Annotated in this window: 16 protein-coding genes and 4 pseudogenes; 1 reads left to right on the top strand and 19 read right to left on the bottom strand. The window is 29.8% G+C overall.

Annotated elements, in window-relative coordinates; genetic code table 11:
- The 8 genes and pseudogenes from JV528_RS05130 to splA form a co-directional block, all read right to left on the bottom strand.
- The coding region (locus JV528_RS05130; RefSeq protein WP_204177754.1) for a type I restriction-modification system subunit M N-terminal domain-containing protein at positions 1-650 on the bottom strand (650 nt) is incomplete at its 3' end.
- 164 nt (positions 651-814) lie between these two features.
- Positions 815-949 (bottom strand): annotated as a pseudogene (locus JV528_RS05125) (hypothetical protein).
- Positions 950-1,013: 64 nt separating this feature from the next.
- Positions 1,014-1,733, bottom strand: coding sequence for a trypsin-like serine peptidase (locus tag JV528_RS05120; protein ID WP_044122215.1), 720 nt, complete (start codon positions 1,731-1,733; stop codon positions 1,014-1,016).
- 149 nt (positions 1,734-1,882) lie between these two features.
- Positions 1,883-2,599 (bottom strand): serine protease SplE, encoded by a 717-nt coding sequence (gene splE / locus JV528_RS05115; RefSeq protein ID WP_196931722.1) that lies wholly within the window; start codon positions 2,597-2,599, stop codon positions 1,883-1,885.
- A gap of 160 nt (positions 2,600-2,759) precedes the next feature.
- A complete protein-coding gene (splD, locus tag JV528_RS05105; protein ID WP_196931723.1) occupies positions 2,760-3,479 on the bottom strand; it encodes a serine protease SplD in 720 nt (239 codons plus the stop codon).
- A gap of 125 nt (positions 3,480-3,604) precedes the next feature.
- The gene (locus tag JV528_RS05100; protein ID WP_001038862.1) at positions 3,605-4,324 is read right to left on the bottom strand and encodes a trypsin-like serine peptidase; all 720 of its coding nucleotides are present in this window, start codon (positions 4,322-4,324) and stop codon (positions 3,605-3,607) included.
- Positions 4,325-4,381: 57 nt separating this feature from the next.
- The gene (gene splB, locus JV528_RS05095) at positions 4,382-5,104 is read right to left on the bottom strand and encodes a serine protease SplB (protein WP_001039441.1); all 723 of its coding nucleotides are present in this window, start codon (positions 5,102-5,104) and stop codon (positions 4,382-4,384) included.
- Positions 5,105-5,228: 124 nt separating this feature from the next.
- Positions 5,229-5,935: pseudogene (gene splA, locus JV528_RS05090) on the bottom strand (serine protease SplA).
- A gap of 964 nt (positions 5,936-6,899) precedes the next feature.
- Here splA and JV528_RS05085 point away from each other — a divergent pair.
- Positions 6,900-7,463 carry a DUF4888 domain-containing protein gene (locus JV528_RS05085; protein ID WP_001092775.1) on the top strand — a complete coding sequence of 188 codons (564 nt, stop codon included), beginning with the start codon at positions 6,900-6,902 and terminating at the stop codon, positions 7,461-7,463.
- Positions 7,464-7,936: 473 nt separating this feature from the next.
- Here JV528_RS05085 and JV528_RS05080 read toward each other — a convergent pair whose 3' ends face one another.
- The 11 genes and pseudogenes from JV528_RS05080 to lukE form a co-directional block, all read right to left on the bottom strand.
- Positions 7,937-8,635 (bottom strand): BsaG family lantibiotic immunity ABC transporter permease subunit, encoded by a 699-nt coding sequence (locus tag JV528_RS05080; protein WP_000586137.1) that lies wholly within the window; start codon positions 8,633-8,635, stop codon positions 7,937-7,939.
- Complete coding sequence (locus JV528_RS05075) at positions 8,632-9,393, bottom strand: lantibiotic immunity ABC transporter MutE/EpiE family permease subunit (protein WP_000581548.1); 762 nt, start codon at positions 9,391-9,393, stop codon at positions 8,632-8,634. The genes JV528_RS05080 and JV528_RS05075 overlap by 4 nt, the downstream gene beginning before the upstream one ends.
- On the bottom strand, positions 9,390-10,082 hold the full coding sequence (locus tag JV528_RS05070; protein ID WP_001096793.1) for a lantibiotic protection ABC transporter ATP-binding subunit: 693 nt from the start codon (positions 10,080-10,082) through the stop codon (positions 9,390-9,392). The genes JV528_RS05075 and JV528_RS05070 overlap by 4 nt, the downstream gene beginning before the upstream one ends.
- Positions 10,083-10,104: 22 nt before the next feature.
- Positions 10,105-11,478, bottom strand: a complete 1,374-nt coding sequence (locus tag JV528_RS05065; protein WP_000849076.1) for a S8 family peptidase — start codon at positions 11,476-11,478, stop codon at positions 10,105-10,107.
- 9 nt (positions 11,479-11,487) lie between these two features.
- Entirely contained in the window at positions 11,488-12,006 is a 519-nt protein-coding gene (locus tag JV528_RS05060; protein ID WP_000517786.1) for a flavoprotein, read from the bottom strand.
- A gap of 15 nt (positions 12,007-12,021) precedes the next feature.
- Complete coding sequence (locus tag JV528_RS05055; RefSeq protein WP_000130810.1) at positions 12,022-13,266, bottom strand: lanthionine synthetase C family protein; 1,245 nt, start codon at positions 13,264-13,266, stop codon at positions 12,022-12,024.
- Positions 13,259-16,251: pseudogene (locus JV528_RS05050) on the bottom strand (lantibiotic dehydratase). Before JV528_RS05050 ends, JV528_RS05055 begins: the two are co-directional and overlap by 8 nt.
- A gap of 64 nt (positions 16,252-16,315) precedes the next feature.
- On the bottom strand, positions 16,316-16,459 hold the full coding sequence (locus tag JV528_RS05045) for a gallidermin/nisin family lantibiotic (protein WP_000432510.1): 144 nt from the start codon (positions 16,457-16,459) through the stop codon (positions 16,316-16,318).
- A 735-nt stretch (positions 16,460-17,194) separates the two neighbouring features.
- Positions 17,195-17,338 carry a gallidermin/nisin family lantibiotic gene (locus JV528_RS05040; protein ID WP_000416757.1) on the bottom strand — a complete coding sequence of 48 codons (144 nt, stop codon included), beginning with the start codon at positions 17,336-17,338 and terminating at the stop codon, positions 17,195-17,197.
- A 242-nt stretch (positions 17,339-17,580) separates the two neighbouring features.
- The gene (locus JV528_RS05035; protein WP_000782475.1) at positions 17,581-18,564 is read right to left on the bottom strand and encodes a leukocidin/hemolysin toxin family protein; all 984 of its coding nucleotides are present in this window, start codon (positions 18,562-18,564) and stop codon (positions 17,581-17,583) included.
- 1 nt (position 18,565) lies between these two features.
- Positions 18,566-19,501, bottom strand: a pseudogene (lukE, locus tag JV528_RS05030) (bi-component leukocidin LukED subunit E).
- Positions 19,502-19,613: the final 112 nt, after the last annotated feature.

Raw genomic sequence — 19,613 nt, 5'->3', positions numbered from 1 at the left:
ACAATCTTCGCCAGTATCTTAGATACTTGTTGTGGTGTATAGAACTCGCCTGCTTTTTTACCTGCTGTCGCCGCAAAGCGCCCGATTAGGAATTCATATGCATCACCTAACATATCAATTTCCATATCACTATGAACAAATGGTAAATCGTCAAGGTTAACCATGACTTTGGAAATTAACGCAGTACGTTCTTTGACATTGTTACCTAAACGCGTTGAACTTAGGTCCATATCGCTGAACAGTCCGATAAAGTCATTTTCACTTTCTTCACCTAGTGTTGAAGTTTCAACTTTACGAATTGCCGTCGCCAGGTGTTCGATATCGAAATCTTGCGTTTCAATTTCACGAATCATCGCACTGAATAAATCTTGTGGCTCAATGAAGTAACCGACTTGATCAATTAATTCTGCTTTTAAGTCTTCACGATATTCTCCATCTGCCCATGCTTCTTGATACGTGATGTCTTCACCTGACAAGGCATCTGCATATTCTTGTTCGGCTTTTTCAGATAAGAAGCGATAGAAAATCAAGCCTAAAATGTAATTACGGAATTCACTCGCATCCATGTTCCCTCTTAAATCATTCGCAATCGACCATAATTTTTTATGTAATTCAGCTTGTTGCTGACGTTGTTTTTCAGTAATAGACATGTGATTCCTCCGCCTTTGAATAAGTAATTTATCTCTTTGTGTAATAGATTTATTATAACATTTGGTGTTGTTGCGATGTTGAGAATTTTGATGTTGGTGGTGGAAATTTTTGAGTTTTAGTGGCGCAATTGTTATTGAAAAATTTTAAGGAAATGTTGTAGCTTTCAAATGATTTCAAAATCATTTATATTCTCAATGATGTCAAAAAGCTGTTCATTCTTACATAAATAAAACCAATCAACAATTGAGTTGGTGAAAATCAATCATTGATTGGCTTTGATGCATATTAAATAATGCAATATATATTAATAAATGTTAGTTATAGTATATTTTGTCAGGATTGGGTGAATGTCTAAGTTTTAATTATTTATCTAAATTATCTGCAATGAATTTCTTAATTTCAGGAGAAAAATAAACAGCAAATCCTCTTTTACTTTCACCTGATGGAGTATTACCAGCAAAAATTACGCCAATTGCTTCTCGCTTACTATTTAATATAGGTGAACCAGAGCTACCAGGCTGGATAATTGCATCCGATGTCACTATATTTCCATTCACTGATAATACTTTACCAGTTGATTCATACATTTGTAGTTTATTTCCATTAGGATTTGGATAACCAATAACAGATATAGGTTCACTTTCTTTAGCTTCTGATGCTATTTTAAATTTGCTAGTGAAATCTTTGAATTTTCTACCTTTTGGTTGTGTTGATTTTTCTTCAACTTGTACGACCGCAATATCTTCTTTACCAGGATAGTCTACAATCTTAGTAACTTTATAAAGTCCACCACCGTTATTATAAAAACCATTAGGATGAGCTTTAATTTCATCACCGACTTTCATGTGATAAGTAACATGTTTATTAGTAATGATTGTATGATTTCCAACTACAAAGCCTGTTCCTGCGCCCATCCATGTAACACCACTGTATGGTGCAACATTCGTGTTGGTAATTAATTTCACACTATTTTCTGCTTTGGCCGTTTGTTGAATACCCTCAATTATTGTTGTGCCGACACCAGTCACTGATGTTAAAATCGTCAATGCCGCAATACTTTTGATGATAATATTTTTATTCATTTTTGTGCTCCTCTAAGTATTCGTATTAATATAAGGTTAAGTTTTTGAAGTTTTATTTTTTTAATCATTTCGAATAAATAGAATCACTGAGATGATTTGAATTGTTGATTTTGTTGTTAATTTTTAAAATCATTTATCTATGTAAGGATTTATTTATCTGTGTTATCTGCGATGAATTTCTTGATTTCAGGAGAGAAATAAACACCATATCCTTTTGTACTTTTATTTGCAGGGCCGTTACCACCAAAGTGAACACCTACAACTTCGTATTTACTGTTAAATACAGCTGAACCTGAGTTGCCTGGTTCTACGAAAGCATCAGTAATAATCATGTTGTCTTTAACTGTCAACACTTTTCCTGTTGATTCATACATTTGAAATTTATTTATATATGGTTCTGGATAGCCAACAATTGAAATGCGTTCATTTTCTTTCGCTTCTGATGCTATTTTTAAAATGCCTGTGTAATCTTTAAAATTCCTGTTTTTTGGATGAACAGCTTTATCTTCCACATGTAGAATGGCAATATCTTCTTGACCTGAATAACGGACAATTTTTTTAACTTTATAAAATCCGCCATTATTATATTCACCATTCGGATGCGCAATAATATGTGCGCCAATTTCCATACCTGCAACGACATGCTTGTTGGTAACAATTGTATTTTTACCGACAATGAACCCTGTTCCAGATCCTATCGAAACGATACCATTGTATGGTGCTACATTAGTATTTTTGATTAGTTTCACATTATGTTCGGCTTTAGCCGTTTGTTGAATCCCTTCAACCATTGTTGTGCCGACACCAGTCACTGATGTTAAAATAGTTAATGCTGCAATACTTTTGATGATTATATTTTTATTCATTTTTCTGCTCCTCTAAGTATTCGTATTAATATAAGGTTAGGTTTTTGAAGTTTTATTTTTTAAAATCATTTCGAATAAATAGAATCACAGAGATATGATTTGAATTGTTGATATTGTTGTTAATTTCTAAAAATCATTTATCAAAGTACGGATGGATGATTTATTTATCTAAATTATCTGCAATGAATTTCTTAATTTCAGGAGAAAAATAAACAGCAAATGACCTTGTACTTTCACCTGTTGGTTTATCACTAGCATACATAACACCAATTGCTTCTCGCTTACTATTTAATATAGGTGAACCAGAGCTGCCAGGTTGGACAACCGCATCAGATGTCACTATATTTCCATTCACTGATAGTACTTTACCAGTTGATTCATACATTTGTAGTTTATTTCCATTAGGATTTGGATAACCAATGATTGATATAGATTCATTTTCTTTAGCCTCTGATGCTATATTAAATTTGCTAGTGAAATCTTTGAATTTTCTACCTTTTGGTTGTGTTGATTTTTCTTCAACTTGTACAACCGCAATATCTTCTTTACCAGGATAATCTACAATCTTAGTAACTTTATAAAGTCCACCACCGTTATTATAAAAACCATTAGGATGAGCTTTAATTTCATCACCGACTTTCATGTGATAAGTCACATGTTTATTGGTAATGATTGTATGATTTCCAACTACAAAGCCTGTTCCTGCGCCCATCCATGTAACACCACTGTATGGTGCAACATTCGTATTGGTAATTAATTTCACACTATTTTCTGCTTTGGCTGTTTGTTGAACACCCTCAATTATTGTTGTGCCGACACCAGTCATTGATGTTAAAATCGTCAATGCTGCAATACTTTTGATGATTATATTTTTATTCATTTTTGTGCTCCTCTGTTTATTCATGATGCTTTTGATATAGACGTTTGTTTTTTTATGTTATATTCACCGATGTTTTTTCATTAAAATCATTGAACAACATGTTCTTGGTGTAAATTTAAATATGTTTATTGTTCAATGTGCTTTTGAATAAATTCTTTGATTTGAGGCGTAAAATAAACTGCACCATTGTATTCTGATCCGATTTTTCCAATACCTCCATAAACAACTCCTACGACTTCATTATTTGAATTTAAAACTGGAGATCCTGAATTTCCAGGCTCGATATATGCATCAAAATTTAAATTATTATCTTTAATACTTTTTACAGTTCCAGTTGATTCAAATTGTTTGAATGTATTTTGAGCTGGTAAAGGGTATCCAATAACTTTAATTTTGTCGTTAACTTTTGCATCTTTGGCAAATTTAAAAGCTTGTACATTTTCGTTAAAATTATAACCATTTGCTCCACGTTCAACAGCATTTTCTTCAACGTTTATTACTGATATATCCTCATTACCTGGATAATCAGAAATATTTTTAATTTTATAAATGCCACCGTTGCCTTTGTCGCCATTTGGGTGCGCGGTAATTCGATCACCCACTTTGTAATCTTTCGATACATGTTTATTAGTGATAATTGTATTTTTTCCAATTACAAAACCTGTCGCATCTTTAAATGAAACGACGCCATTATATGGAAAAACGTTTGTATCTTTAACTTGCGTAACATTCTTCTCTGCATTTGCTATTTGTTGTGTCTCATCAACGACTGCAGCATTTATTCCAGTTACTGAGGTTAGAATGGCTAATGCTGCCATGCTTTTAATGACTATATTTTTATTCATTTTCAAGCTCCTTTACAATTCGAGATATGTTGCAACGCTCGTTTAAAGTCAATTTGTTTATTTATCTATGTTTTCTGCAATGAATTTCTTAATTTCTGGTGTAAAGTAGACGCCATATGCATTTCTGTTATCATCATTTTTTACATCAGAAGCAAAATGAATACCAACTAATTCGTTGTTGCTGTTTAATACAGGTGATCCAGAGTTTCCGCTTTCAGTATGCGCTGAATATACAATGCTGCTACCTTCTACTGACATCACAGGACCAGTTGACTCATGTAAAACATATTTATTTTTGTATGGGTGTGGATAACCGATCACTTTAATTCGGTCACCAGCTTTAGCCCCTGCTGCATATTTGAATGGCGTTACATTATCATTAAAATTAAATCCTTTTGGTCCACGTTCTATTGCACGCTCTTCAACTTGAATGACTGATACATCTTCTTTACCTGGATAATTAATAATCTTTTTAATCGAATAAATACCACCATTACTTTTATCACTATTTGGATGTGCAGTAATACGATCGCCAACTTTGTAATTTTTCGCCACATGTTTATTTGTTAAAATAGTATTCTTTCCAATTACAAATCCGGTTGCACTATTAAAAGCAACTACACCAGTATATGGAAAAATATTAGTATCTTTAATTTTTGTGACATTATTTTCTGCTTTGGCAGTTTGTTGAACTTCCTCAACCAATGTTGCTCCAATACCTGTTACAGATGTTAAAATTGTTAAAGCTGCTAAACTCTTGATGACTACGTTTTTGTTCATTTTAAGTTCCTCTTTTTTAATTATTTTGATATCTAGATACATAATTCAGTATATTTAGTTAATTATGTAACCGTTTTCTTAAACACTCTTTAAAAAATCAACTTCACGAATGAATTGATGATACTTATTTTTCAATATTATTTTGAATAAATTCTTTTAATTGTGGTGTGAAATAGACACCAAAATTCTTTTCAGATTCATCTTTTCCACTACCTGCATATAAAATACCAATCAGTTCATTTTTAGAATTCAATACAGGTGATCCAGAGTTCCCTGGTTGTGCATACGCATCAAATTCCATAAATGTTCCATTGATATGATTAATCGTTCCAGTTGATTCAAACATTTTATATTTTGTTTGTGCACCCTTTGGATAACCAATAACAGAAATTCTATCTTTCGCTTTTGCTCCGTCTGCAAATTTTGTATAACTAACGTTCTTATTAAAATTCAAACCTTCTGTACTTGTTTCATGAACATGAACTATCGCAAGGTCTTCTTTTCCGGGATATTCTACAATGTCTTTAACGTCGTAGTTTCCTCCGCCTTTACCTTTACTCGAATGATGTGCTGATACTCTATTTTTAAAAATATTATTACTTTTAGCGATATGTTTGTTAGTTACGATTGTATTTTTCCAACAACTACACCAGTACCACCCGCAAATGCTACCACTGAATTGTATGTTGCCTTAGTTGCATCGGTAATTTCTTTGACATTCTTTTCTGCTTTGGCAATTGAATGAGGCTGATCAGAAATATTTTCAGCGAAACCAAGAGATGTTAAAATAGTTAAAGCAGTTAAACCTTTAACGATTACATTTTTATTCATATTTTACCTCCTTTCAAATTTATTTTTATAGTTAATGTATCTAGATAAACATTTACTATATACATTTTATATAAAAATATTAATTAAATATTAATTAACTACTTATTAACATTTTATTAAATTCATATACATGAATTGACTCATTTATTTAAATATGCTTAAAACTCAATATCACGCAATTAAAATTGACTTATCAGGATTATTTTGGTCTTAAATATTAATTATAGAACTGAAATTGTAATATTTATTCGGAAATTAGGTGATTGAATATTTATGGCGGAATGGTGAACAATTCATGTGTTTATAATCTTTCACTTTATTATGTATTGTGTTTAACTATATTATTAGCGATTAGTTCCCCTATTATTTATGACAATATGCAGTCAATCAATGAAACATGCATGTATTAGTATATTTGGAACTAGTAATGTATTGTTAATTATTGAAGATGATTGAATTATGGAATTTTTTTCGAGATATGTTATTTCGGGGATCAGATTTTGCGATTTTGACTTGGATAGAGTAGTTGCGATTTGTAAATACATTTTTCAAATTTGATTCAATTTCGTTGTTAAGATAATATGTATTATGTTCATTGACATGTTGATGCATGTCTTTTTTTGTTCTGATAAAGTATAAAATGTTTACTTAATATTACTAAGTATGACACCTGCTAATTCAAACATTATTTGAGACATTCTTTTCAAATTAATTATAAATTTTTACCTATAGACTAGTTTGATACTTATCTACATCTCAAAATTCTCACCAACAATTTTTCATTCCCAACATTTTTACTTTAATTTTTATAATTCAAAACAACAAAACGATGTTAAAAAATTATTCTATTTTTTATTTAATAGATAGTTAATACATTTTTGATGTTTAGTTAATTGTTCTTTTAAAAAAATATTATTATATTTGCATTGTAAACGTTTGTAATATAAAAAAAGGAGCAATTAAAATGAATACAAAATTTTTAGGTAAAACATTAGTAGCAAGTGCTTTAGTATTAACAACATTAGGAACAGGCTTACATTCTTCATATTTAGGATTAGATACAAATAAAGTTGTTAAAACAGCTAAAGCAGAAGAAAATATGACAGAAGGTCAATTGTGGAAAAAAGTTAAAGATTCTTTAATTGATTCACAGATTATTAGTGGTAACAATGGCGAGTCAGTTAAAGTAACTTATAGCAATGGTACAGGTCAATCTAATAGTGTTGAATCAACTGGTAATCAAACTGGTGATGTGTTTTCAACACCAAGTAACTTTTCAAAGTTAAATAATATAAATATAACTAGACAAAATGTAGGAGAAGAAGATTTCAATAAAGTTTTAAATGGAAACACCACTTGGAATACTCTTACTGAAAAACTTGAATCTAAAGGTTTAATTACAAAAGGTCAAAAAGTTACAATCCACAGTAATAGCACAACAGTTTCAGGAGTGGTTGGAGAAAAATTGACCAATTCAAATGATATCAACCTTGAAAAACGCTTCATCAACAAAATCACAATTGAATAAACCTTAAACTCAAATTTCCTTAATTCATAAAACCTTAATAACTAACCCTTTCTTACAAACCACCTAGCCCATAATAAATTAAAACGTCATTTTTATTTCAAATAGCGGAAAATAAAAAAACCATTCCGCATTAACTTTGGCAAGTTGGAATGGTTAAAAAAATATTTTAGAAGCCAGCGTTTGGCTTGCTTAGACGACATGTTCGCGCATGTCGTCTTATTTTTATATTTATATAATAACACGCAATTCAATAAAATGTCTAATCAATAAACCTCAATTACATTCAAATTCAAAAACTTTGCACCTAATATTCATCGCTTAAATAAACATTACGTTTAATTAACCAGACATTGTCAATCGCGTCTAATACCCCTGTTGTCCGAATACAAAATTATTTTGTATTCATATTTATCTGTTCTTTTTCCTCCCTTTTAAACGCAACTAAATTTCTTTTACCATTAGCGCCCCAATCTTTAATCTTTAATTGTTCTACCGCTCCATTTATTAAATCCTTTAAAGAGTAAAACTGCTAATAGCAACGTGATAATAATATAGATCGCCAATGTTAATGTAATTGGTATACTCCCTTCGATAAACATATAAACGTAACGTGTAGCATATGTGATTGGTAAATAGAACCACGAATGATCTCCAAGCACTTCTAATCCAAAATAAACGTTAAAAATAAACATTAAAACTCCGACAACAATAGCCATTACATCTTTAATGAAAATACTAAAAATAAAAAGTAGCAATAATATAATTACATTGAAAAACAATGATACGCCTATAAACATAAGTGTTATTTTCATATCATGTGAATGCCACAATAAATTAATTGATGCTAATAGAATACATATGGCTGTATTAGTATAAGTAAAAATCATTGATGCATTTAACCAATTTAGCCTATTAGCTTTTCCTAAAATATGATTAAAGTGACCAATATTTTCTTCAAAATTGATAACTTGATAGACGTTTATAGAAATTAATAGTGATGTAATTGCATTAAAACTCGCTGTAAACAAACTAATTTGTCGACCATTCCATTCATTCACGTTTAAATACCAATTAATAAATAATATAAATAGTATGGTTACAATAATAGGTACAAATGTAAGTGCTTGCTTAGAAAATTTCAACTTACATGACTTTAATTCGTTAATTATCATTTTAATCGCCAACTTTTCTTATTATTTAAAAATGTTAATATTGCGAAAAGAATGATGCTTATAATAATCGAAATATATACGGCATTGAGATCATTAAAATATTTTGAGTTATGATTTACAACTAAACCATTAGGTAATATGCCAAGCGTTACAAGCGGGATTCTCTGCATGATCGCCCATGGCAACACCCAAAATAAACTTTTCAATGTTAAAAATATGACACAAATGACTGATAATACTAAGTTTATTAATATTGATACGAACACCCCAAAGTATCGTGTTAATAAAAAGTTGAGCGGTATCAATGGTAGAGATACAACATACATAAATAATATTGTCACCAATAACAACATAGCATTAACCGGATGCGGATTAATAATAAGATCACCTATATAAGCAATAATGTATACTAAAAAGCAATGTACCAAAAATGCTAATGATAAAATGGCAATCTTTGTTCTTATTTCTTTTGTAATTGACCAATTATTACTTAAGTAATAATTAAATGATTTATTTCTCATTTCAATTTTAAATAACGAATTACAAGCCATACATAATACAATTGGAATGAATGCAATTGGCCAAATATTAAATAATAATGTTATATATGGTGACACACTATTCGCTGTTCCTGAATTACTTTTGGCGAATAAAACTGTGAAAATAGCAAAACAAAGAAATACCAGTGGACTTATTAATAATACATACATACTGAAAGAATTTTTAAATTTGATACCTTCTATCTTTAAATGTATCATTTGTAATCTCCTTTCGTTATTTTGAAGAATATGTCTTCTAAGTTTTCATCTTTGTTATTTCTTTGCTGGTATTTTAGCTCACCTTCATGAATAATACCGATATGATCTGCTAAAACTTGGATTTCAGATAAAATGTGACTTGAGATAATGATACTAGTACCTTGTTCTGTTAATAATTTTAGAAGTTCTCTAAGTTCTTGTATTCCATATGGGTCTAAACCATTAGATGGTTCGTCTAATACTAAAATTTCTGGCTTTTTAATTAATGCCATTGCAATTCCAAGTCTTTGTTTCATACCTAAAGAAAAGTCCTTAACCTTTTTCTTTTTATCGACATTTAAATTAACTAAACTTAAAACATTTTTAATTTCACTGAAATCTACACTTTCATTTAAACACACGATTTTCAAATTATCTTGTGCACTTAAATGGTTATACGTCGCCGGTGTTTCTATAAGTGAACCAACTTTGTGTAAATCATTGCGTTTCATCGGTTGATTATCTAATAATATCTCTCCAGAATCTTGTTGAAGTATGCCACATATAATTTTCATAAGTGTCGTTTTACCGGCTCCATTAATACCAAGTAATCCATAAACTTCGTTATTTTCTAAAGTGATATTAATATGCTTTAATACATCTTGATTTTTAAACCGCTTCGAAATATTTTCAGTAACTAATTTTGCCATAATCAAAAACTCCTTTGATTTATTAACTTGCTTTTTGATTTGTTACATTTAATGCTTTATACACATCAAGCTCACCATGTCCATACCTACTAAATGGTTTATTATTCTTAGATGTCCCATGCTGATATAACAATTCAATCGCTTTATCTGGATGTTTTTCAAGATGATATTTATCAATGATTAAAGCTAGCACTCCCGAAACTTTAGGTGTGGCTAATGAAGTTCCAGCTTGATAAATATATCTTCCGTTATTGGCAGTAGTTAAAATGTTCTCCTTATGCATATACCCTTCATTCATCCATTTATCCTCACCAAATTGTTTTAAATAAGCAAATGATCCTCCGGGCGCAACAATATCTGTATAATTCATACCAAAGTTGGAAAACTCAGATAGATTACTATTTTGATCTGTTGATCCTACTGTAACGACATTGTCCATAGATGCAGGAACATCTTTCACTTCGCCATTACCTTGATATTCACGCTGTAAATTTAGTTTCTGTTTGTCATTGACATCAATACCATCGTTACCAGCTGCAGCAACAACGATAGATTTTTTCTTCTTGGCGTAATTAATTGCTTTCTGTAACGCATCGTATTCTACTTTTTCATCTTTTCTAAAAGTTTGATGGTCATTTTTGTCCAAAACAGTATAACTACCAACACTAATATTGATGACTTGATTTCCATCATTTGCAGCTTGAACAATCGCTTTTGATACCCAAAGCAGTTCTGTTTTTTTACTACCAAACACGCGATACATTGTAAATTTATTATTCGGTGCAACACCTATTAATCTACCATTAGCACTCGTTTGACCTGACACCATCGTGCCATGTCCTTTTCTATCATTGACATCGCGAACATCACCTGTTTCTTCCGGTTCAGTCCCTCTAAAGCCGTTTAAAGGTACTAAATTTTTAGAATCAGTCGAGAAATTATTTTTCAAATCGTCATGGGTTTGCATCACACCTGTATCTATGATTGCTATTTTGGTGTTTGCATGTTTTGGCAAATCATCATACGATGCTCCATTTTTTGTTATTTTATTCATATCCCATTGTCTTGAAAATAATGACTCATTTGATGTTCTGTCTATTGTTTTCTCGCTAGTAATACAAGTTGAACATGTGGCATTGATATATTTAATATCATTTTTATAGTTTGCTAATGCATTAGCATGCGTTTTCGTCATTTTAATCTGTGCCACATGTAATTCCGGTATATTATAGACAACGTTTAAGGCATTCTTTTTAACTAACTTGTTAAATGTTGCTGTATTTTTGTATTCAACACTGTAATATTGTTCTTCCGACGCTGATGCAGTACTCATTGTAAAAGAAATTAAAAGACTCAATATTATTAAATTATTAAGCACGCGCTTTATGGTTTTCATCTTCTTATCTCAAATGAATTCCAGAACTTTATATGGTTCTGGTGCGACAACATTCTTTTTAAATGTTTTTGACGCTAATTCATAACTTTCTGAAATATTTACTGGATATATTGATACACCATAATCTTTTAATAATCGAATATTATTTTGAGTAACTGGATTTTCCCACATGCGTAAATTCATATTTGGAAATATTGAGAGTTTTTCAAAAGCTGTATGACAAATAGTTAGTAATAAATTGTCACATATACCGTTTGCTATTTTATTAATCGTATTAGATGTCGCAGGTAAAATAATAATCTTGTCATGTTTATTTGCTATATCAACATGATTTAAAAAAGGATTGTCAAATTCGTCATAATAGTTATCACAAAATTGTTTTAATATTTCACCGTTAATAAACTTTCTACCATTCGTTGATGCAATTACATTTACTTCATCAAATTTTGATTTCAATTCAATAATATAATGGCTAATGTTGATACTATTTACTGAGCCACACAAACAAATCAATACATTTTTTCCCATAATATACGCCTCCATTCAGCTGATTAAAAACGCATTTGTCCAATTTTTTTCATTGAGAATATTTGTATTTTGCAATGTTATCAATGTTAAATAGACTCCTAGTTCTCCTTCTAAAAGACCTACTTTCTGACTTTTAAATACGCCTTCTTGATTCTCATTAATGTCTATAAAATTCACTAGATGATTTTCCTTATAATGAGAAATCAGTTTATTTATTAATTCATTTATATAATCAGAAACTACATTTGATTCAAAATGCAAATTCATGGTCGTTAACATTAATATTTGTGAAGATAATCCATGACAAATAGTAGGACTTATTAGATTTTTCTCCTTATCATTTACAACTTGTAACATCACTTTTTTAGACGTTTGAATAATTTCATCATCTTGTAATGCTTGGCCGATTAAAAATAACGTCGTCATCACACCCGTATTACCATAACACCAGCCATTCCGAATATAATTGAAATGATTACGTTCAGAAATCAAATCGTAACGCTGCAACCATCGATCATTGCAACAAAATTTTTCATCCACAATAAATTTGTACATGTCTTTTAATATGTGCTGATGATTTTCAATCGTAATTCCTTTAATCACGCATAATGCAAATAAAGACATCGGTCCTAGCACTCCATGTGCAAGGCCAAGATTGATATTACCTTCAGTAAAATAATTTTTATCAGACTCTAAAAATTGACTTTCTTGTGGGACTACCCAGCTATTTTGAGAATATTGAATGTCTTTAAAGTATGTTAATATACTTTTTAACGCTTTAACATTTGTGGCGTTTGCGTCTACCCGATTTAATAAATATCGCCCTATCCCCGCTAAACCACTGATAGTATCATAATTTAATGGATTTAATGGTTCTTGTAATATTTGATCCATTTTATTTTCTATTTCATTCACAATGACTTCATCAATATTATTTAATATATTTTGATAATTCCTGCCATTTTGTGATGCTATATCCATTGAAAATGCAATTCCTGAAAGTCCACCAAATAGAGAATGATTATATTGATGTTTTTGTAAGTATGGTGCTAATTTCATGATATACTTATGCACGATTTGTTCAGTATTTGTGTTGTATGCTTTTTGATAGGCATCTAAAAATAATATTAAACCTGGAATGCCATGTGATAATGTTACTGGTTCAAAGTAATCTGTTTCAGTTGATGCTTTTGAAATAAAATCATCTACTTCTGAAATCTCTTGAAACTTTTTCTTCAAAATTAGATTCAAATCAGTCATTTTTATCACCACACCAATACTTTTGAGTTTTAACAATTTCTTTTACAATAGATAAAACAAATCTTTCTTGGTCCTTATCAACGCCAAATATTCGATTGCAACGCATATGAATTAAACTGCCAATAATCCTTGACCTTTTCGTAGCTAAAGGTTGTTTAAGACCTTTATTTAATTTTCTCAAAATTTGGTTGTCATCTTTTAAAATTCGATAAATATCACTATAGTGTTTGGCGATGTTTTCGAAATTATTTTCAGGATTACATATAGTTACGAGTTCATTTTTAAAAGGTCTAATCTCTTTGCTTTTATATGAGGTAGGTACATAGTTATTAACAATTTCCATACGCTCTTCATTAGAAATTGACAACATTTCAAATAAATACATTATTGAAATAGCAACAATAAATGGTCGCTCAAACTTAAAATCATTGTCAATAATATTGACAGCTAAATTCGAGTCATATTCAAAAAAGGATTCTATTTCATCAATCGTGTTTTTACCGCCATATCTAAAAAATTCTGGCTCATATGATACAATTTCATAATCTGAAACCTCTGTCGTTTGACAAATAAATGATAACCAATCTTTCAAGATACTGTATATTACATTATAATTTTCGTCATTCCTGTATAACCTCAACTTTAAAATGTCACTTTGTTTGATATAGCGCATTAAAAAATATTGATCTATATCTCCCTTATCTTTAAGATGTTTTACAAATGGATACAAATTGTCGATGATAAATGTATCTTGCGACGGCTTATCGATATGAATATGTAATGCAAACCAGTCTTTGTCATATTCAATATCTGTATTTTTATATTTTGGAATTTCGATTTCGGGTCCTCGATAAGATGATTTTTTATAAATTGGTGTAACAATTTCATACACATGATCATTCTTTGATTGAGGTAAAAATGATTCTACTAAACGTACACGTTTATGCTTCTTATATTCTTTCATCAATAAATATCTATGATTAGCTAATGATAAATTTAGTAGAAGCTTGTTATCTCCATAAACTAAATTCACGATGTTAGGTATATTGAATTGTTCTTGATATTTCAAAAATTGTTGATCCCATTCTTCATTTTTAGGTAAAGGTAATACCATCTCGTTAATTTTCCAATATGCTGGTTTAAGAATGACATTTTTATATCTGATTCGTGGTGAATAACTAAATGAATCAATACTCACATCATTCATAGGTTCAATGCATTTCACAGATTCCATTGAAATTTCTCGTAACAATCGATATAAATTACTTTCTTTTAAAAAGTTATACATATTGTTTGATTCAAATAGTACCCTTTTATTTAGTTGGCTAGAATATAAATATAATTTGTTAAAGGTAGCACCAACATAAATATCATCTAAGGTAAGCTTATACTTTGAATCACTATTACTACTTCCTAAATTCAATGAATATTCGTATGAGTCATGATTAGTTAATACATTATGATTTCTCGGATATTTCGGTATGTTATTTATAGAAACAAATTCTACATTGTCATCATGCATCGACTTTTGATAATAATGCGCTTTTTCATGTTCTAATTTTGCTAAAGTTTCAGTATCAATTAAATGATGAAAGCGCCCAAATGTAGCTCCTGCATTTAACGAAACTGTTATAGGACTAATAACAATGAGTTCATTATACTGATTGTAAAAACGTCCTAAATAAATTTCAGCATAAACATCTGCACTCATTGGCGCATGATAATGATTGATTTCATTATCGTTAATCAATGTCTCTACATCTTTTTCATTTATGACTATCTCATCGTTATTTCTCAAGGCATGTAAAAATTTTTGCTTAAGCATTACAATATTATTTTCGTCGCCTTTAACTTCATTATAAATCGATGTTCCAAATCCTGTGATATCCGAAAGTAAATCTTTAACATTAACAAGTTGTTCAAATCCATACTTTTCAATAAAACGATTGTGAAGAGCTTTCAAATCTGTGAATCCAATATTATTTCTTGATAAAAGCCACAAAAAGTACGCTGCTTCAGATATATTTGTTGCTATATCTTGGTGTAATTGATTGTTAATCATGTCAATTTTGGTATCAATTTGAAGATAATTTTTACATTTGAATAGTGCCTTCATATGCTGAATAATGTCTTTATATAATTTCTCACCAAATCCAATTTCTGTTTTTTCATAAGCTAGTATCAATTTCTGGATTTCTCTAATTTTTTTCACAAAATTATCATTATGTAAAGAAAGTTTAGTTAAAATATAATTTAAATTATCATTATTTGATAACGGTGGTCTGATTGTTGAATATATAATTTCCTTCGAGACAAGATTATGAATATATGCTTTTACTTTAGAAATATCATGAATTTCAAATTCTTGATTTATCTTTTCAGCTAAATTTGAAAAAGTAATATTATTATTCGTCACAGTGATTTTGATAAATACGAGTAATTCACTATTTTTAATGGAAAAAGATGTGTCTTTATTGTTATTCAAATAAATAGCACTTTGTTCATTTAAATATATTCGATCATTGATAATATGTGCTTTACTATTCCAAATAACTTTCAAATTTTGATAATATTCATCAATACTCTCAATATAACTAATCAGTTTATACAACCATTCGCCATCGACTTTCACATATTTTTGAATACTATTTCCAACTTTAAGACGTGTTGGTTCATTTACAAAATGCCCAAATTAATACCACTTAATAATCCAAATGGCGTTGGACGTGTTGACATTCTAATTAAATATTTTAATAAACTTTCTTTAGCATCTCTAACCTTCTTGTTATCGCCATCAAAATTTATTTCTTGTAAAGTACGATATAAGTTAAATGTTGTTGTTAGGATTGATTCTTTCATCTGAGCATTTAATTGTAAGTCGCTATATTTAATTTGTTCAGTATTTAAAAATAAATTGAAAAATTCAACTGATAATAAAGGTGTTCTAATCATACAAATACTTGACGGTTCGTAAATTGTGTTCATTTGTAAGCACCTCACATATTTGAATAGACAAATAGAGCCCTTTCAGGCTCTATTTGCTATAGTCTTAACAGCAGAAGCTATTAAAACTACCAGTCTTACCACAACCAGGAGTACAACCAATGAAACTAGTAATACGTTCGTCACCCGCTGAATCAGAAGTGTCGTTTTTCGCTTTTACTTGTACGTCTAAATCAAGAACATTTTCCATAGATAATACCTCCTATTAAAAGTTGAAGTTAAGGCCCACTTCAATTGTCATATTATCTCTTTTAACACAACAAATCAATAAATTATATAATTATATTTTGTGAATTTTTTGTAAACGCTTATTAATTTATCAATACTATTTTGACATTTAGATTTTTGTGTTTTTTTATTACTATTTATTTTCACTAATTATTTTACATCTAAGTTCATAATTTTAAATTTATTGATGAATTTTTTAATAGATTAATCATTTCATTTATACAAATACTTAGATATTTTTATCTATCAATACTATTACGAATTTGGAGATGGCTGCTTGAGATTAATTAATAGATATTTATGCAGTTTTGTTCTATTTATACAAAATTTAGAAAATAATAATTGAAGTTATTTTAAAGATGAGGATATAAACATATAATTTCAATGACTTGATTATTTTCTTAAATGACATGTTCTAAGAGGGTCAATATAATAACCAAAGCTTGTCATTACTTATATGTAAAGATAGAGGCTAATTACATAATCCTAACTTATTTAACAGGAAGTCATGAAAACTATATTACAACTAAAAGTATAACTTTCCATCACCAAAGTCAGAATGTGTTGAAACACTCAACTGATAATATAGAAGGCTAATTATAAAAATACCTGACGATTAGTAAACTGTTTCCCTTTTTAACACCTAATATATTTAAAAAGACAAATAGAGCCTTCTCAGGCTCTATTTGCTGTACCCTTAACAACAGAAGCTGTTAAAACTACCCGTCTTTCCACAACCAAAGCTACATAAAAAATGGCTAGTTATTCTTTCGTCAGCCGCTGAATCATTAGTGTTGTTATTTCCTTTAACTTGCACGTCTAAATCAAGAACTTTTTCCATAGATAAAACCCCCTATTTAAAAGTTGAAGTTAAGACCCACTTCAATTGTCATATTAATCATTACCACACAATAAATCAATGAATTTAATAATAATTATTTGTTATTAATTTGTAAATCGTCATTAATTTTATGGTACTATTGTAAGTTTAAACAAATAATGTAACTTCTATTTTATAATATGTTGTGAATATTTTTTGTTTAACTCTTAAATTTCGGGTTTAACTTCCTATATTTCTAACAGTTATACTCCAGGATTAGTTTCTTTAGAATCCGTACCGATTAATTTAACAGTATGGTTTTGCCAGTCAACTTCATAAGTAGATGTAAACGTTACTGTATTTTGATTTTTGTAGTTATTACCAATCCAGTGTAGTCGATTCCATTGATTAGTATATCTATCCATTTCTCTTTGGTAAGTTACTTTGATTTTAGATTTTTTTGTATCATTTTGTTTATGAGAAAGTACGCTTATAAATTCTGGGTTAAAGTTACCACGCGCCAATAAAGGCATTTGATGTGTTGGCAAGAAATTTTGACCAGCATTTGAACTACTTTGTCTACCACCTAAAAACAGTTCATTACCATATGTTGGGTCATAACTATCTCTACCATATGGTCCCCAACCATTATTCATAATTTTGTGCGCCTCAACACCCCAGCCAATTGATTTATGATTTGTTTTTCTATCAATCGTAGTTCTGTAACTTTCCTGTTTATAATTTATCGTTTCTGAAAATGATTTTGATCCATTCAATCCACCTGATAGGCCGTTAGATATATTAATATCTCCACCATAAGAATAACCTAATGTTTGTTGAACTTGGAATTCTTCATTTTGATTTTTAGGTGCATAGTCAACAACATTTACAGCATCATTTGACTCTGAACTAACCGAAACATTATACTTACCGCCCCAATAAAACTGTGAGTAATCGTAATCTTTTGGATTAGGCTTTTTATAACCTGAATTAACGTTTCCGGCTGCCTTAAGTACTAACGTATCTTTGTCATAACTTTTATCCTTAATGAAATTAAACGTTAAAATTTGAGAAATATTCAATTTATCATTATCAGATGTTGCTGTCGTTTTGTATAAAGTGATTTTATCGTCTACTTTTTTCTCGCTAACAGGTGTAATATGTTGAGCTGCATCAACTGTATTCGATAGCATAAGCAATGCAATTGATGTAGCAACTGATGATTTGACTAATTTCTTCATTTTCATATTAATTATGTCCTTTCACTTTAATTTCGTGTGTTTTCCAGTTAACTTCATATCTAACTACAAAGTTTCTATTTACAAATGCATTATGCTTTCTTTCTGCGTAAATACCAGTTCTAGGGAATAAAGTCGCATATGTAATATCTAAGTTTCTGCCATATGAAATTTCAAATTCACTCGTATCACTTGAACCTTTTTCATGTGATAGTGTAGTGATAAATGATGGGTTAAAGCCACTTTGAACTAATGGTGGCAATTGGTTATCAGGCACGAAATATTCTCGTGCTGAACCTGACGGACCATTTGGACTTTGTACGAATAAATATCTATCATGCGCAGATTTTTTACCATCAGGCGTAACAAATTCGTTTGCTTTAACACCCCATTTAACAGATTTTGAGTTTTACTTGTCTACTTCACTGACATAACTCTTTTGGGTATAACTAATTGTTTTAGAATAATTAAATGAGCCATTGCCACCTATAGATGGTGCTGACTGGAAATTACCTCCAATGTTATATCCTAATGTTTGACCAACATCAGTAGTTTCTATTTTATTTTTAGGAAGGTAATTGATTAAGCTAACATTTGGATCTTTAGTCGTCAGTCCTATATTATATTGGAATGGCCAAATCATTCGTTTAGTTAATTCATATCCACTACCCTTCACATCTGAAAATGAAGTTCTGGAATTGATAAAACCTTGCATTTTAACAATTAAAGCGTCTTTGTTATATTTTTTATCTTTTACAAAGTCAAATTGAACATTTTGAGTAACGCCCCATTTCTTACTACTTACATCCTCCGTACGTTTGATTACTTCAGCACCATCACCAATATTTTCAATATTAGTATTCGCTCTAGATTCTTGAATCGGAGATGCTAAAGGCGCAATCAGTCCTACTGACAAAGTTGCAGCTAACATTTTTTTCTTAAACATAAGTTTCACTTTCTTTCTATATAAATTTTTAATACAAATTTATTTTAGATTATTTCACTTATTTATAAAATTAACTGTTCATTAAAAATAAAATGCTATAAAATATTAAAAA

Source organism: Staphylococcus sp. GDB20D11A (assembly GCF_016893255.1).
In the GTDB taxonomy this organism is placed as follows: Bacteria; Bacillota; Bacilli; order Staphylococcales; family Staphylococcaceae; genus Staphylococcus; species Staphylococcus aureus.
The sequence above is the reverse complement of the archived record's forward strand: the minus strand, read 5'-3'. Positions and strand labels throughout refer to the sequence as shown.